Annotated in this window: 11 protein-coding genes; 10 read left to right on the top strand and 1 reads right to left on the bottom strand. The window is 44.6% G+C overall.

Annotated features, from left to right (window positions below):
- The first annotated feature begins 176 nt into the window (after positions 1-176).
- From ACUM5Y_RS07850 to serA, 6 genes are all read left to right on the top strand, one after another.
- The gene (locus tag ACUM5Y_RS07850) at positions 177-1,298 is read left to right on the top strand and encodes a substrate-binding domain-containing protein (RefSeq protein WP_445976320.1); all 1,122 of its coding nucleotides are present in this window, start codon (positions 177-179) and stop codon (positions 1,296-1,298) included.
- Positions 1,286-3,859: a hypothetical protein gene (locus ACUM5Y_RS07845; protein WP_445976319.1), complete on the top strand. Its 2,574-nt coding sequence runs from the start codon at positions 1,286-1,288 to the stop codon at positions 3,857-3,859. Before ACUM5Y_RS07850 ends, ACUM5Y_RS07845 begins: the two co-directional genes overlap by 13 nt.
- Positions 3,860-3,862: 3 nt before the next feature.
- Positions 3,863-4,555, top strand: a complete 693-nt coding sequence (gene mtnN / locus ACUM5Y_RS07840; protein WP_445976318.1) for a 5'-methylthioadenosine/S-adenosylhomocysteine nucleosidase — start codon at positions 3,863-3,865, stop codon at positions 4,553-4,555.
- Between the two features lie 6 nt (positions 4,556-4,561).
- Positions 4,562-5,539: a hypothetical protein gene (locus ACUM5Y_RS07835; RefSeq protein ID WP_445976317.1), complete on the top strand. Its 978-nt coding sequence runs from the start codon at positions 4,562-4,564 to the stop codon at positions 5,537-5,539.
- Positions 5,540-5,640: 101 nt separating this feature from the next.
- Complete coding sequence (gene trmA, locus ACUM5Y_RS07830; protein ID WP_445976316.1) at positions 5,641-6,738, top strand: tRNA (uridine(54)-C5)-methyltransferase TrmA; 1,098 nt, start codon at positions 5,641-5,643, stop codon at positions 6,736-6,738.
- Positions 6,739-6,878: 140 nt separating this feature from the next.
- A complete protein-coding gene (gene serA / locus ACUM5Y_RS07825; RefSeq protein ID WP_445976315.1) occupies positions 6,879-8,108 on the top strand; it encodes a phosphoglycerate dehydrogenase in 1,230 nt (409 codons plus the stop codon).
- 59 nt (positions 8,109-8,167) lie between these two features.
- On the opposite strand, the gene ACUM5Y_RS07820 is transcribed toward serA, so the two are convergent.
- A complete protein-coding gene (locus ACUM5Y_RS07820) occupies positions 8,168-10,141 on the bottom strand; it encodes a methyl-accepting chemotaxis protein (protein WP_445976314.1) in 1,974 nt (657 codons plus the stop codon).
- A gap of 340 nt (positions 10,142-10,481) precedes the next feature.
- Between ACUM5Y_RS07820 and ACUM5Y_RS07815 the strand changes: the two genes are divergently transcribed.
- From ACUM5Y_RS07815 to ACUM5Y_RS07800, 4 genes are all read left to right on the top strand, one after another.
- The gene (locus tag ACUM5Y_RS07815; RefSeq protein WP_445976313.1) at positions 10,482-11,594 is read left to right on the top strand and encodes an extracellular solute-binding protein; all 1,113 of its coding nucleotides are present in this window, start codon (positions 10,482-10,484) and stop codon (positions 11,592-11,594) included.
- 74 nt (positions 11,595-11,668) lie between these two features.
- The gene (locus tag ACUM5Y_RS07810; protein ID WP_445976312.1) at positions 11,669-12,760 is read left to right on the top strand and encodes an ABC transporter ATP-binding protein; all 1,092 of its coding nucleotides are present in this window, start codon (positions 11,669-11,671) and stop codon (positions 12,758-12,760) included.
- On the top strand, positions 12,744-13,631 hold the full coding sequence (locus tag ACUM5Y_RS07805; RefSeq protein ID WP_445976311.1) for an ABC transporter permease: 888 nt from the start codon (positions 12,744-12,746) through the stop codon (positions 13,629-13,631). The genes ACUM5Y_RS07810 and ACUM5Y_RS07805 overlap by 17 nt, the downstream gene beginning before the upstream one ends.
- A complete protein-coding gene (locus ACUM5Y_RS07800; RefSeq protein ID WP_445976310.1) occupies positions 13,628-14,428 on the top strand; it encodes an ABC transporter permease in 801 nt (266 codons plus the stop codon). The genes ACUM5Y_RS07805 and ACUM5Y_RS07800 overlap by 4 nt, the downstream gene beginning before the upstream one ends.
- The last annotated feature ends 457 nt before the right edge of the window (positions 14,429-14,885 follow it).

The raw sequence follows: 14,885 nt of genomic DNA, 5'->3' as shown, positions 1-14,885 counted from the left end.
AGCTGACTTTATGTCAGCTTTTTTTTTGCCAAAAATAAGTCATTGTAGTGTTTCTTTAGGGCTCAACCTTTGCTGGCGCTTGTGTTGCCATGGTATTGCCTTTATCTTCTAAGATTAAATTTTGCTTTTTTTGGCGTTGGAACAAAAGCGCAGCGGCTTCGTCTTGGAACCTCATTATGCAACAGACATTCTTTGGTGCTTTTTTAAGAATTGTGCTTATTGGCCTTTTGCCTATTCAGTCTTCTTTCTCCACAACACTTTCCTCTATTCTTATTGATAGCCAGCAGTTCTATAGCGCATATCCTGAGCAGTTACCCTTAGGTGAGCAGTTTGCCGAAGCTGTTGAAGCATCAGGAGTCACCGTCAGTAACCCCCCACAAGATACCTTGCGTATTGTTATTCAGTTGGTGGGGCCAGAATCAACGCTTAAAAACCAAGCCATTTTAGAAACCTTCAAACAACGGATGCGCGAACTGCGTATTGATTACCGTTTAGATACCTTTACGGAAAGTGACTATTTAGGAGATAAAGAAGGCGCGTTACAAGGCTATTTAAAAATCGCCGCGATGGACCCTGATTACTTATTGGTTACAGGTGTTCATGCTATACAGAGTCGTATTGTCGAGCGCTTTTTACTGCCTCGAAAGCCTAAAGTCATTGTTTATGATATGGCAACCCCACTCAGCAGCTGGGAGAACCATCCGCCTTTAATTTATATCGGCTTTGATGAAAAACTTGCTACGTCTCAATTGGCCTTAGCAATTCATAAAAAATTGCCTGTAAAATCTACTATGCATGCCTTGGTGTTGCCTTCTGGTTATCTTAGCCACACTCGCTGTGATACTTTTTTGGACCGTACTTACGACAATAATCGCAAGATTCAAGTCATTAGACATGTCGAAAATAACAGGAAATTGGCCTATCAAGCGGCACTTGAATTGTTATCGGCTTCCCCAGTCGATTTTGTGTTTAGCTGTACCCAGGCTATTTCTGATGGTGTCATGATGGCAATTAAGGCGCTGGGACTGGAAGGAAAAACTCAAACGAACACTTGGCGTTTATCTTCTGAGGATATTAAGGGCTTAAGAGATGGACGCCTCCTCATGAGCTACTTATTTATGCAAGATGAATTGGCGGTTGGTATGGCCGAAGCGGTTAAAAGGGATTTGGAGGGTGCACGTATGCCAAGGTTGTACATGGCAAACGGCCATTTAGTATATATGCCATTAAGCGATAAGCGTCTGGGTGAACTACAGCGTCAGGCATATCGCTATTCGAGGTCTATATGGCAGAAATAAAAGCCAGTTTAAGAAAGCGACTGCAGCAGCTTTTTATGGGCATGTTTTGCGCAGTATTTGTTGTCGCGTTAGGTGGCGCCTTATATTTCATCAACGCACAGAATAAAGCCCTAGTAGAGCAAAAACTGAACTTAAGTCATTCTGCAGTTGAGCAGGCCTTTAATGCCTATTTGGTTCGCTCAGAGTTTGAGATGAGTTTTATCAGCCAAGATCTAATTTTAGGGGACTATGAGGCGGGTCGTGAATTAGAAACCCTTTTTGGTCACCATGAAATTTTGTTTTTTGGGGGCTTAGACTTTTTTTACATTGAGTGGAGCGATGGTCGTCAATCCATTGATCCAAGAGCACGATTATTTACCAAGGTCGATTTATCCAGCTTAATTATTCCCACTGAGATCAGTCAGTGGGTTAAACGGACCACTTCAGATGGTGCGTCTTTGCTGATTTATAAGAAAAAGCTGATCTCTAAAGAAGGTGAAAACCTAGGCTTTCTATATGGCTTTATCTCGTTAAATGGCAACTTAACTCTTGCCCATGAATTGCATGTTAGTGCGCAAGCCGACATGGTGCGTATTTACGATCAAGCCAGTGGCCAAATTGTACTGGAAGAACATGCGAACGATTTTGAGCCGAGCTTATCTTTGTTACGCTCAACACAAGTGATGAAGACCCCAGTTCAGGCGCAGTTGCAATTGGAACTTAGTCAGCAGGGTTACTTAACAGGGAATGTACTGTCAAAAAGTATCGTACCCATGGTCGTAATTGTCTGTGTGTTATTAGGCTTGTGTTTCCTATTGTTGATCGGCGCACGTCATCTGATTTTTGCCCCCCTTAAACGAGTGCAAACGGCTTCGCCAAATAATTTGCCTTTCAATGAGTTTGCCCCGATACAGCAGCAAAATAGTCACTATAGAGCACTGATAGAAGGCAAAGATAGGCGTTTTCATGTGCTATTAGAGGCCAGCGATAATGTTATTATTTTTTGCAGTGAAATAGCGGAAATCGAAATGATGAATGGTCAGGCTAAATCTCTATTTCCTGACCACAAGCGGGCAAAAACGGTGTTTGATTTCATGCCAATTCATTGCCACCAACCGATACAAGATGCCCTTAAGGGGGCTTCGGACATTGCCTTTGAATTGACGTTTCAGGACATAGGCCAAATTTATCATTGGCAAGTGATGTCGTTCCGCAATGAGTACGCTTATCGTGGGTTGCTGCTGATCGGCACCAACATGACACAGGAAATGCGGCTAACTTGGCAGTTAGAGCAACTCGACCCGAATTCTGACTTTATGCAAAGCCGAGCGGAAGGCAGTGCTTTGTTGGCTGAAATGGATTATTTATCTACTCAGCCCTTCTATGACAATAGTAACGAGCTGCAAGGCTGGCTTAGCTTATTGGTGTCTGTCTTTGAATGTTTAAAGAGTGAGCCAAGCCAAGAAGATATGCGGCCGCTAGGGGATTTATTAAGTGAAGAGAGCATTTTTGTTGCCTCAGCACTGAAGATTACAAGCGCTTCGATACAACTGCTATGTTCGACGAATACCGGCTCGCAACTGGTGCCTAACAGCGGCTGTTTACGGAGTTTGATTCGTGTCGTTCTGATGACCAGCTACGTATTGAACAAATCAATAAATGTGGAGTACGAAGCAAATCAATTGGTTCTTAAGATAAGCGGGGATGTGAATTCTCGACCCTTGATTGCTTGGCTCATCCAATCGCTCTTGGAAAAGTTATCTGGTACTCAGCAAGAGACAAGTACCGGTTTACGATTAGACCTTGGCCTGCCGCGAGTAGGCACAGGAGAAAATCCTGCTCCTTTGTCTTTAGTGGTGGCTTGGGTCTCTCTAGATTACCCCCACGAAGAGACGGTTCAGGCCCTGTTGCGTCAACTAGGGGTTAGGGTGGAGTGTTACAACGACGCGGATAGCTTCTTTACTCAATCGAGAATGGTTGAACGCTTCGATGCGGTGATCATTGGCTGTTTGAACGAGGGTGTCGCGCAACAAAAAATGACCCAATCCCTACAAGAGCAATATGGTAAAGAAAACTTACCTTTACTCTGGCTTAATAGTCAGTCAGAAGCCTCACATTCGGAGTCTGACATAGTGACGTTATCGGGTGGTATCTTTGAATATTACCTATATCAAGGCTTACGTAAAGCCAGCTCAAAAGGCACTATATTCCCCAGTGCTTTTGGGGAGCAGGGTGTCGCATGGATTGTTGTCGGGGGCAGTCGGGTTTCCCGGGCTATTTGGTTTTCTGGCTTAGAGTTATGCTCGATTCCTTCTCATTGGCTGGAAAGCTTGTCTGCGCCGACAACATTATTATCCTATTACCGTGATGCAGTAATGGTATTATTAGAACCTCAAGATGAAGATTTAATTGAAAATGTACAATCACATTATCCTAATGTGACATTTGTGGCGGTACAAAACTGGCCGCAAGGAATACCTGAGAGAGTTCAACTATTTGAAATGAACCTACCCTATTCTAGTGAACAGATCGCAGCCTTGAGCAGTGCTATGTCCAAGGAAACTAATAAAATCGAGGAGTAACGAATGAGTGTAATTGGATTAATTGGTGCAATGGATGAAGAAGTTGCCCTAATCAAATCTTGGATGGCAGATGTAACCGAAGAGAGCATTGCTGGCTGCCATTTCTTCAGTGGCTCATTCGAAGGCCAGGAGGTTGTGCTTCTACAATCTGGTATTGGTAAGGTGAATGCTGCAGTTTCTACTACTTTGCTGTTAGCCAAATTTGCACCTGAGTATGTGATTAATATTGGCTCTGCTGGTGGTTATGATAGCGCATTGAATGTCGGTGATGTAGTGATCTCTGATCGCGTGCTACACCATGATGTAGATGTGACGGCTTTTGGCTATGAAATGGGCCAAGTGCCACAGATGCCAGCGACATTTTCGGCAGACCCTACACTATTGGAGAAAGCGTGTGACGCCGTGCAAGTGGTAAATCGTGTACAGGCAAAGGTAGGCCTTATTGGCACGGGTGACAGCTTCATGAGTGATCCAACCCGGGTTGAAAGTGTTCGAAAATTATTCCCAGAATTAGTGGCCGTTGAAATGGAGGCTGCTGCCGTTGCTCAGGTTTGTCATAAGTTTGCAACGCCATTCGTGGTGGTGCGCTCTTTATCGGATATTGCCGGCAAAGAATCGCCACAAAGTTTTGAAGAATACTTAAAAGTTGCGGCGGAAAACTCTTCTTTAATGATTCAGCAAATGCTACGAGGCTAAGCCTCTATGCTCAATGGCAAGGAAGCATTGTACCCAGTGTTGTATGGCATTGGCTTGTTTTTTTCTATGGACGTACTGGCTCAGAGCGACTCTGCCAGTGACGCCGTAGAAGATGAGTCTGTGATGTCATGGTGGCAAACGGGTCACCATAAGGCATCGACTCAAATAGCGGCTTGGTCTCAGGGAATAGATGAATATTTATCTGGACAAGAGCAGAACCTCCCTGGTGATAGCTATGTGCGTTTGCGCATGGGGCCTATCATTAATGATCGAGATGAATATTCGGGCTTTTTTGACTTTAGTGCTCGCCTTAAGCTCCCTAATACCCAAGACCGCTTACGACTGGTCATTGAATCCGATGGAGATACCATATCTCAAGATAATGTTCGTGGTGAATCGACTGAGAACATCGGTGTTTTAGATTCGGCACTAGACTCTAATGTCAGTGCTGTGGTCCGTTATATTAAGGAAGAGTGGCGGGCGGATTTTGATGCCGGGATAAAAATTGATTTTCCATTGAACCCATTTGTGCGCTTTCGCCTGTTCCAAGGGGAACACTATGGCGATTGGGAGTGGCGACAGAAGCAAGAGGCATTCGCCTACTATGACGAAGGTATAGGGGCTCGATACGAGGCTGGTGTGACCTACTTCACGACGCCTCAAGTCTTACTTGGTGCCAACTTTGGTACAACTTGGCTGGAAAGTAAGTCAACCCTGTATGTGCGAGAGGACCTTTATCTTCACCATCAGCTTGATGAACGGAATCGTTTGGACTATCAACTGAGCTTTTTACAGGAAGGTAAATCAAAAGTCTCTTCCGACAGCGTGTTATATTTCCTCGAATACCATCATAAACTGTATAAAAACTGGTTGATTGGCAGAGTGAAGCCGCAAATGACTTATGAGGCTGACGAAGATTACCGAGCCGTACTTTCCCTTACCTTATCGATGGAAATCCTGCTAGGGCAAAAATACTTGCACTAATAAGGGTATTTCTGTGCTCTCGCCTTGGCGATTAGATTTGTTGCTGGATAACTCGTATAATCCCGCGCCATTATTGTTTGCTATCGCCAAAGAGAAAGCCCATGAGACCGGATCAAATTCAACCAGAACAGTACGATGCCCAGCTAACCGAAAAACAAGCTGAACTGGGTCGTGTCATGACTGGCCTCACGCTGCCTGAAATGGAAGTGTTTGCCAGCAAAGCTAGCCATTATCGTATGCGTGCAGAATTTCGTATTTGGCACGATGGCGATGATTTGTTCTATGCCATGTTTGATTCTGCAGACCCAAGAACCCCTATTCGTACGGATCAATTTCTTGCCGCGTCCGAACAAATAAACCAGTTGATGCCAGCCTTATTGGATGCGGTTCGGGATGTACCTGTACTGCGTCATAAGCTCTTTCAAGTAGACTTCTTGACCACCACCACAGGTGAAGCCCTCATTAGCTTGCTCTACCATAAGCCCATTGATGAAGAATGGCACAATGCGGCGAAAGCACTTTATAAAGACTTTCCTGCGTGCCACTTTATTGGTCGTAGCCGTAAGAAGAAACAAGTGTTAAGCCGTGATTTTGTTATGGAGACACTGACCGTAAATGGCCAAAAATTCCATTACCAACAAGTGGAAAACAGCTTCACCCAACCTAATGCTGGCATCAACGAAAAAATGCTCGAATGGGCGTTGGATGTGACGCAACAGGCCAGCGGTGATTTACTCGAAATGTACTGTGGTAATGGTAATTTCTCTATTCCCTTAGCGCGTCATTTTGATCGCGTGGTGGCCACAGAAATTTCCAAGGTATCGGTGAACTCTGCGCAATTAAACATCGCCATGAATGGCATGAATAACGTTCAGGTCGTGAAAATGGCCAGTGAAGATGTCTCTGCGGCTTTGAATGGCGATGCGGAACTGCCGAAAAGCCTACAACAGGCAGGCGTTAAAGAGTTATCCCCTGCTGTGGTTTTGGTAGACCCACCGAGAGCCGGTTTGGATGATGCCACCGTAGAATTGATCCGCAAAGTCGATGGTATTTTGTATATCTCTTGTAACCCTCTCACCTTGAAGGCGAATCTAGACGCCTTGTCTAGCACCCACAAGGTAGTGCGATACGCAATGTTTGACCAATTTCCCTATACACACCACGTTGAAACTGGTGTGTATCTACAGCGTATTGTTTAGCGAATAGCCTAGTTTAAGATATGAATTTTGTTCTTATGATTATGAATGACTTGATCGTATCTTAACCACGAAAATTAATTGTTTTGTGGTAAGATACGCCACACATTTTCCTCCACAACCATAGAGAAGTTGAACCAGCCATGAGCATCACCTCACTAAACAAAGACAAGATCAAAATTTTGTTGTTAGAAGGCGTTCATCAATCTGCATTAGATGCATTGCACGATGCGGGTTATACGAATATTGAGTACCACAAAACCGCTTTAGCGGAAGATGAGCTAATCCGTAAAATTGAAGATGCTCACTTTATTGGTATTCGCTCCCGTACTCAGCTGACAGAAAAAGTGTTGAGCCATGCGAACAAATTGGCAGCGATTGGTTGTTTTTGTATTGGTACCAACCAAGTTAATTTAGAAGCCGCTAGCGCGAAAGGTATTGCAGTTTTCAATGCGCCTTTCTCAAATACTCGTAGTGTGGCTGAGTTAGTACTAGGTCAATTGATTCTGTTGTTGCGTGGTATTCCTGCGAAAAACGCAGCGTGTCACCGTGGTGGCTGGATTAAATCCGCTGTAGGTTCTTATGAAACTCGTGGTAAGCGCTTAGGTATTATCGGTTACGGTAGTATCGGTACTCAGTTAAGTGTTTTGGCTGAGTCGCTAGGTATGGAAGTATGCTTCTACGATATCGTCACGAAATTACCGCTTGGTAATGCTCGTCAAATCAAAAGTTTGAAAGAGTTACTAGGCAGCTGTGATGTGATCAGCTTGCATGTGCCAGAAACCGCTTCTACTAAGCTGATGATTGGCAAGAAAGAAATCTCGCAAATGAAGAAAGGCGCGATTTTCATGAACGCTTCTCGTGGTACGGTTGCCGATCTTGATGCTTTGGCGGATGCCATTAAAGCGGGCGACCTAAGCGGTGCAGCAATTGACGTATTCCCAGTTGAGCCTAAAGGTAACGATGAAGAATTCGTATCGCCTCTACGTGGCTTAGACAATGTTATTTTGACTCCTCACGTGGGCGGCAGCACCATGGAAGCTCAAGAAAATATCGGTGTTGAAGTGGCAGAAAAACTGATTAAGTACTCTGATGTGGGTACAACTATCGCTTCGGTTAACTTCCCTGAAGTGGCTTTGCCAGCGCAAGCAGACGATCATCGTATTTTGCATATTCACGAGAACCGCCCTGGTGTGTTGTCTAACATCAACACCATTTTCTCTGAAAACAACATCAACATTACTGGTCAGTACTTGCGTACATCGGAAAAGATTGGCTACATGGTAATGGATGTTGATTCTGACACGGGTGAGCTAGCCCTTGAGAAGATCAAGGAAGTGGCAGGCACAATTAAGGCTCGAGTGTTGTTCTAGCGCCGAGTTTATTCCTGAACAAAAAATCCAGCCTAGCCTGGATTTTTTTATGGGTGCTGTTAGCGCCTGATCCCTAAGGTCGATGTGATGTCCTGAATCTTTTGCTGGATGTTATTGGCCATTCTATCCATGAATTGCTCTGATTCATCAGCTTGTTCTTTTACTTTATCGACCGCCTGATTCAGGCTGTTCATGCCACTTTTTTGTTCTTCAGCATAGCCAGTGGTTTTTTGAGCTAAACGAGCTGACTGTTCGGATTTCTCTAAAACCTGCTGAGCGGATTCCCCTAGATCATGGGTTAATGCTCGTTGTGATATAGAGGCCTGTTCGATTAGCCCTAAATTACGGCTGAGTTTACCTGTGGCTGTGGTTAAGGTGGCAAAAATGCTGGTAATCTCTTCAAGAGATTGCTGGGTACGGCTGGAGAGGGTGCGTACTTCAGTGGCAACCACGGCAAAACCACGACCATGTTCTCCTGCTCGAGCCGCCTCGATGGCAGCATTTAGAGCCAATAAGTTGGTTTGCTCAGAAATATCACGAATAGCGCTCACAATAGAGGCGGCACTGGAAACCGAGGCTTCTAGGTTTTGTAAGGATCTTTGGCTGCTTTCTAGGCGCTCTAAGGTGGTTTGGTTAGCCTGAGCTAAAGATGCCGCCTGTGCGACACTGTGCTGCATCGCTTGGTTAGTATCCGTGGCGTAGCTTTCGACTTCTCGAGCACGTACTTCGGTTTTGTTTGCCAGCACATGAATCTGGTTAGACAAGCTCAAGGTCGCATCTAGCTCTTGTTTTGATGCGGTGCTGATAGAGTGAACTTCTCCAAAAGCACTGAGCATTTCATTCAGCGAAGCGGAAATATTCGCAAGTTCGGTATCTTTCTGTTGGCGCTGTTGTGCCATCTGCTCCAAGTAGGTGTTGAGATAGCGCGCGACATCGGTGAGCTCATTATTGCGCTTGCCAAGATGAATGGTGTTGGTGTCTTGATGATCGACTAGGTTTTTCACAGCAGTGAATAAGTCTCTGGCACTACCAACCACCACACGGCTTTGAAATTGATGGACGAAGGTTGTCACCAACAGCATCAAAATAACAAAGGCAGAAAAGGCAATGAGAGTTTGTTGCTGGGTTTTCTCTGCGTTGCTTTGAATAGTGTATGAGCCATCACTAATTATCTGTTTGAGCTCAATGATAAGCTGACGAATGTGCTGTTGCGCAATCAGAGCACTTTCAATATTGGTTAAACTCGACTGCACATCTTTTAAGTAACGGCTAGACCAGGTGTGTAATTCGCTCTTGGTTTCTTCTAAAGGGTCGCTCACCTCTACATCATCTTCATCGCTTGCCCACCCCATTAGAGCGGATAAATCATCCACTGTGTCATTGTCTTGAGATTCGTCTAGGGACATTATCGGCAGAGTATTGAGCGTTTGAACATAGGATTGGAAGTTTGAAATGGCTTCCTTAAGGCGCTGATCATTGACTGTCGTTTGTTGCTTTAGGTATTCATCTTTGGCCTGACTTATTTGTGCTAGGCCGGCATAGAGCTTAGCTTGATTGGCGAGATAAACGGCCGCATCGGTGAGGCTATTTCGATCAATATAGTCTTGGGTTTTGGTTGCCAAGGTGTCTAGAGATAAACGAATTTGTCGTTCATTATTCTCAATTAACGCGTAAGGGTTTCCCGACAATTTGCCAGCGGCGCGAATATCAGACTGTAGACTCTGCTGTATCTTCTCAAGCTGTTCGCGAATCGGAGCTTGAACAGAGCTTGGGATATTGGCGAGAGAAGGAAAAATTGCTTGGCTAATGAAACCCTCTGCACCCTGTAACTTAGAGGCTTCTCCGCTTGATAAGTAGCTTTCAATCATTTGGTTAAGTTCTATGGCGGAGCTTTCCCATACTTTGTTATAAGCCTCATTCTGCTCGAACGCATCAGCAAACTTAACTAACGTCCACAAGAGCAAAGCGGCCAATAGGCTCGCAATAACAAAATAGCTAATTGTAGTGGTACGAGTTACCTGTGATATTTTCAATGTGACGCACGCCTCAATTACATAAGATTACAATGCGTGCCACCATAGCGGCATTATGTGACGAAAATATTTCAGTAAAGAAAAATAACGGTAACTAATGGTGATATTTAAGAGCGTTATATGTGCCAATAACGACAAATTACTATCCGTAGGCGACTTTTTGTCTGTCTATAAGCTATTTCTGTGAAAAAAAGCTGTTCCTGTCACGAATTGGTCATTATTTTGTATTAGATTGGTTTTTTATTAAAAGCATGTTTAATAAAAAATGCTTTAAATGTAATTCGATTTAAGCGCTATTCTTTTAACGCAACATAACCATTTAAAAAACAGGAGCTCACGCATGACTCTTTCTCGTCGACAATTTGTAAAAGGTGCCACCGCAGCTAGTGCTGTTGCCGCAGCCCCATTTTCAATTAACCGTGCAATCGCAGCGAACAAAGAGCTACGAATCTATGCATGGGCGGGTTACATCACGGATGAAATGTTAACGGATTTCAAAGCGAAAACAGGTATCAATGCTACGTTCACGCCATACGGCACAAATGATGAGTTGATGAACTCATTGCGTGCAACCGATGGTACAGGCTTTGACATCATCATGCCGACTGTTGACCGTGTACCTGGTTATGTGGACTACGATCTAGTTCAACCGCTTGATACCTCACGTATTAACTGGGACGGCTGTTTAGACAGTGCGATCAGTGGTTCGGAAGTGGGCGGTATAGTCGATGGCAAACGTTACTTTGCTCCTGCCGATTGGGGTACAGAGGCCATTGCTTACAACACGGATTATGCTAAGGCTGATCCAAAGAATTTGAGCTACGGTGATTTGTGGTTACCAGAAAATGCTGGTGGTGTTACCGTGCGAGGCCATTCTTCTTTAGTGGGTATTGGTTTGTGGTTAGAAAAAGCAGGTAAGTTGCCTTTCCCATTACTTGATTCGTACAAAAACGAAAAAGCTATGCGCGCTAACTTTGATGTGATCTTGAAAGTAGCGACAGAGCACAAAGCTTCTATTGCTCAGTTCTGGTCAACAGAAAATGAAGCGCAAGGTGCATTCAGAACCAATGGTGCCGTGATCGGCCAAACTTGGGACAGCACAGCGTTTAAACTGAAGTCTGAAGGTGAGCCTATTGCTTACGGTGCGCCAAAAGAAGGTGCATTAGCTTGGATGGAAGGTTTTGTTATTCCGAAAAATGCTAACAATGTGGATTCCGTTTACGAATTCATCAACTGGTATTACACACCAGAAGCGGGCGCTATGTTTGTTGAGTCGACGGGTTATAACTCAACATCGAAAGGTGCTGACGCCTTGTTGCCAGCCGCAACTAAACAGTTCTTCCAAGACTCTTACACTGAGCAAGACTTGGCGAACCTTTGGTGGTGGCCAATTCAAGAACCATGGTACGTTGCTCTTCGTAACGAGTACCAAGACCGTTTCTTGTCTGCTTAAGTTAGTTAAAAAGCCCCTCGTAGTTATCTGCGGGGGGCTTTTTTGTTTTTATTAATGAGTTTTTGAGGAGTCTCATGGATAGTAGTGTTCATTTAGATAATGTAGTGATGCAGTTTGGTGATTTTACCGCCATTCAACCAAGCGATTTAAAGATTGAATCGGGCGAGTTTTTTAGTTTTCTGGGTCCATCTGGCTGTGGCAAGACTACAATACTTAATATGATCAGTGGTTTTTTAGACCCCACACAGGGGGATGTAAAAATTGGTGGCCAATCCATGAGCGGCGTACCGGCCAACAAACGTCCCACTTCCATGATTTTTCAAAACCTTGCGTTATTTCCTTTAATGACAGTGGCCGAAAACATCGAGTTTGGCCTTGAAGTCCGTGGCGTGCCGAAAGCTGAGCGTAAAAAGACGTCAGATCGCCTATTAGAGTTGGTGGCCTTAGAGGGCAGCGGCACAAAACGTGTCTCAGAATTGTCTGGTGGCCAAAAGCAACGTATCGCTATTGCCCGAGCTTTAGCGGTTGAGCCGCAGGTATTATTACTGGACGAGCCTCTCTCTGCATTGGATTTAAAATTGCGCCAACACATGCGTACTGAGCTAAAAGAGATTCAACGTAAAACAGGCATTACCTTTATCTATATTACCCATGATCAGGGTGAAGCCTTGACCATGTCTGACCGTGTGGCGGTTATGTCAGCCGGGCGTATTCAACAAGTCGCCGACCCAATTACCTTGTATCGTGACCCGCAAACCGCTTTTGTTGCGTCGTTTGTTGGAGAGAACAACAGTATCGCAGGCAAGGTGACGGAGATTAATGAAGGGTATGCCGTGATTGACTGCGCTGGGCTAGGCATATTGTCAGGTCGCGCCCAAGGTGAATTGAAAGTGGGTGACGAGGCGACTTTGTTTGTTCGCCCAGAGCATTTCCGACTTGAGGCCGAAGAAGGTATGCATGCTTTGCAAGCGACCATAGAAGAGGTTAATTTCGAAGGTGCTTACCTAACGCTTAATGCCAATACCGCCAGTCAAAAAACCTTATCTATTCAACTGGCTGCTCACCAGTACACGGATGCTTTACAAAAGGGCGCGCAGATCAAGCTGTCCTACCATCAAGCAGATGCCGTAGTGATTGGAGGAGGTGACGATGTTCAAACAGCTTAAAGCTCGCTTTGGAAGTGGCTTGGCGGTTGGCATTATCGGTATGATTGCGATTTGGCTGATTGGCTTGGTAATACTGCCGCAGCTATTGATGATTGATTACTCCTTTCGGCCAAATCTACTGCCTGCTGAAATTGGTGGGCCAAAGGATACTTATTCACTCGTAAACTACGACACCTTATTCAACAATCAAATTCATTTGGCGATTTTCTTTAAGACAATTTGGTCAAGTGTCTTGGTGACCTTACTGACTCTAGTAGTAAGCTACCCAATTGCTTTTTACTTGGCTAAAGTCGCGACAGCTCGCCAAGCGGCTCTATGTTTGTTGCTACTGATTATTCCATTTTGGATTAACGAGATATTAAGAACCTTTTCTTGGTACATCATTCTGGCTTACAAAGGGCCTTTGAATGCCTTATTGCTTAGTTTAGGTGTCATTGATCGACCCGTACGATTCCTGTCGGGTGATGGCGGGGTAATGATAGGTATGGTGTATGCCTATATTCTGTTTATGGTGTTCCCTATCTATAATGCCATTGAAAGCCTAGATACTAACCAAGTAAAAGCGGCACGTAACCTTGGCGCCGGTTGGATACGTACGCATTATCGAGTCATTATCCCCCATGCGAAACCGGGTATTGCTACAGGCTGTATCATGACCTTTATGTTGGCAGCAGGGAGTTACGCTGTACCAGCATTGCTAGGCTCGCCGGGTAGCCGTTGGTTTACGCAAATTATCTATAACTGGTTCTTTGAAGGGGGGAATTGGAACCAAGGGGCGGCTTATGCCTTCTTGTTGCTCGTCATGTGTATTGGTTTCATTGCTTTTGTTATGCGGGTCTTTAAAGTTGGATTAGGAGATATCGCCAAATGAAGTCAGAAACCATTATGCGTATTGGCGTACGCTTCTATATCGGTATCTTTTTCCTATATCTTTTTACGCCGCTTATTATCATGGGGATTGCGACCTTCAACGACAGCCGCTTTCCTACTGTCTCTCCTTGGAAAGGCGCGACACTTAAGTGGTTTGAAGCCTTAGCCCAAGACGGTGCCATGTGGAAGGCATTATGGACCAGTGGCATTGTTGCATTAGGTGTTTTGCTGGTGGCTGTGCCCATTGGTATCTGTTGTGCATTATTGCTTTCAACTTACCAAGGGCGTGGCAAAACCTTCCTATACACCCTGATGATGTCGCCCTTGCTAACTCCAGGAGTAATCGTGGGTATCTCCACACTGATCTTCTGGAAAAGCTTATCAGTGAGTGGCGGGGTGTTCTTGACGGTTGTTGCGCAAACGACCTTTATTGCAGCTTATGTAATGCTGATGGTACTGGCTAGACTGCAGCGCTTTGATAGAACACTAGAGAATGCTGCCTTAAGCTTAGGGGCGACCCAGTGGCAAACCTTTAGACGCATACTTTTACCTTATTTAAAGCCGGCAATTATTTCCGCTGCGGGTATCGCGTTCTTACAGTCCTTCGAGAACTACAACACAACCTTGTTCGTAAAAGGCTATGACACAACCTTAACGGTTTACATCGCATCTAAAGTTCGAACCGGACTGACACCTGCGGTGAATGCCCTAGGTTTAGTGATGATCTCAGTGACCGTTTTGCTGGCCATTGTCTACGAAGTGAAACGACGTAGAGAAATGGTGGGAAATCAAAACTAGATTTTCAAGGTTCGCCAAGCCCATTCCTGTTTATGGAATGGGCTTTTTTTTGCCTTTTCTGTTCGAAAAACAACCAAAAACACGGTCGGTTGGTGAGAAAGCACACAAATATGACAGAATGATAAATTAATTGGTCTTTTTTAAAGAAAAGGGTTGCACTAAATCTGTAGATCCTTAATATACGCCCTCGCTGACACGGACAGGGCTTCACTCTTTAAGAGAAACGAAGCAGCTTAAGTGGAACGGCAACGCTCTTTAAAATAGATAATCAGATAATTTGTGTGGGCGCTCGCTGGAGACTTCAGAAGATCGGCTTACTGGCTTTGCTAGTAGTTTGATCAAAAAAATTGAAGTCTTACGAGACGTCAAACACGTCAATTCGCTTTATAAGTAAATTGTTAGTGTTTCGATACTTGAGTAAGCAAACTTTTTTAACTGAAGAGTTTGATCATGGCTC

It is taken from the genome of Marinomonas dokdonensis (assembly GCF_052747885.1).
The sequence above is the reverse complement of the archived record's forward strand: the minus strand, read 5'-3'. Positions and strand labels throughout refer to the sequence as shown.